This window comes from Candidatus Atribacteria bacterium, from assembly GCA_011056645.1.
GTDB lineage: Bacteria > Atribacterota > Phoenicimicrobiia > Phoenicimicrobiales > Phoenicimicrobiaceae > Sediminicultor > Sediminicultor quartus.
Map to the genome: position 1 here is coordinate 1 of DSEL01000123.1, position 2,121 is coordinate 2,121.

Consider the following 2,121-nt stretch of genomic DNA (forward strand, 5'->3'; position numbering starts at 1 on the left):
AAGTTATATTATGGCCTATAAATGGTACGAAGATAGTTATTATTTTTTAAAAAAACAATTAATTTACGCTATAATTGCTTTAATAGCATTTTTTTTTGCTATATATACCGATTACCATTACTATAAGAAATTTACTTTACCTATCCTGATTGTTTCCATCGCCTTGCTATCCATGGTATATTTTCCCGGTATTGGAAGGACTGCCGGTGGGGCAAGTAGATGGGTTAGGTTTGGATTTTTTTCTTTTCAACCTTCCGAAATTGCCAAATTTGCTTTAATTTTATATATAGCAGAATCTTTAACCAGAAAACAAACCAAAGATATAGAAACCTTTGTTAGAGGGGTATTGCCCCCTTTAATTATTATGTTCGTCATGTTTTTGTTAATCTTGAATGAGCCAGATTTTAGTACTTCCATAATTATTTTAGGCATTTCATTTATTATGTTATTTATTGGGGGTACTAGGGTAATTCAGCTTTATGCTTTGATAGTTGCTGCAATTCCCCTGGGCATTTTAATATTGTCCAGAGAAGAATATAGAAAATCAAGGTTACTCTCCTTTTTGAATCCGTGGAAAGATCCTCTAGATAGTGGATTTCATATCATTCAATCTCTCTTAGCTTTGGGGAGTGGGGGAATTTTTGGGATCGGATTGGCAGAGAGCAAGCAAAAATATTTCTATCTTCCCGACCAGCATACTGACTTTATTTTCTCCATAATCGGGGAGGAATTAGGATTTATAGGCACTGTAGTGATCATTGTTCTATTTATCATATTGCTGTGGCGTGGATTTAGAATAGCTTTGGACACTTCTGACCCGTTTGGTACTTTGCTTGCTGCCGGTATAACTTCTATGATAGTTTTTCAAAGTATAATAAATATTGGGGTGGTAACCAAGATGGTTCCCACCACCGGAATTACTTTACCCTTTATTAGTTATGGAGGTACATCCCTAATCATAAATATGTTTTGTGTGGGAATATTATTAAATATTTCCCGGTATAAAACAATAAAAGAAGAGAGAGTATAATAAATGGCATTAAAAGTAATAATTTCAGGTGGAGGGACAGGGGGTCATATCTATCCTGGAATTAGTTTAGCTTACGAAATAAGAGAAAGGAACCCGGGAAATGATATTCTATTTGTAGGAACCGAAAGGGGCATGGAATCAAAACTTGTTCCCCGGGAGGGATTTAAAATAATCAAAATTAAAGCCCGTGGAATACAACGAAAAATATGTTTTGAAAATTTAACTGCAGTGGTTATTTTTTTAGTGTCTTTATTACAATCGTTTAAAATTATAAAACAATACAATCCGGATATAGTTATCGGAACAGGTGGCTATGTAAGCGGCTCGGTTGTTTTAGTGGCGGCGATATTGGGTATACCCACTTTTATCCATGAACAGAATATAATTCCCGGAATTACCAATAAATTTCTATCTCTTGTTACGCGAGCAACATTTTTAAGCTTTGAACAATCAAAAGAGTATTTTGGACGTAAAGCAAAATTGATTTTTACGGGTAATCCTTTACGTTTCAAGAAAATTATATCAGGTACGGAAAAAGAGTATAAAAAATTTAATCTTGATTCTTCTAAAAGGACTATACTGGTATTAGGAGGGAGCAAAGGAGCCGCGGTTATTAATAGCGTAGTTCTAGAAAGTATTGATTTAATCAAAAGGACAATAAAAAACGAATGGCAAGTTTTATTGATTAGCGGACAAGATGATTATGCCAGAATAAAGGAAATGGTGGGAGAAAACCATAAAATATTTTCGATAGAGCCTTATCTGCATGATATTGAAAAAGCCTATTCTTTGGCGGATTTAGTCATCTGTCGGGCGGGAGCTACAACTTTGGCCGAGATTGGGGCTTATGGTCTACCGGCAATTTTGATTCCTTACCCTTATGCTACCCATGACCACCAGGGAATTAACGCTAAAATATTTGAAAGAGAAGGAGCTGCAAAAATAATTTTAGAAGAGGATTTATCCGGGGAAAAATTATCCCAAGTTTTGCTTGATCTATTAATAGACAAAAATGAACTAGAGATAATGGCCGGAAAATGTAAAAAATTAAGTCAAGTAAATTCAGCCCAAAGAATAGTGGACTATATTTG

2 protein-coding genes are annotated in these 2,121 nt (G+C 34.7%); both read left to right on the forward strand.

What is annotated here, in order from left to right:
• A partial coding sequence (gene ftsW, locus ENO17_05060; protein HER24400.1) for a putative lipid II flippase FtsW occupies nt 1-1,030 on the forward strand: 1,030 nt, incomplete at its 5' end.
• A gap of 3 nt (nt 1,031-1,033) precedes the next feature.
• The coding region (murG, locus tag ENO17_05065) for an undecaprenyldiphospho-muramoylpentapeptide beta-N-acetylglucosaminyltransferase (GenBank protein ID HER24401.1) at nt 1,034-2,121 on the forward strand (1,088 nt) is incomplete at its 3' end.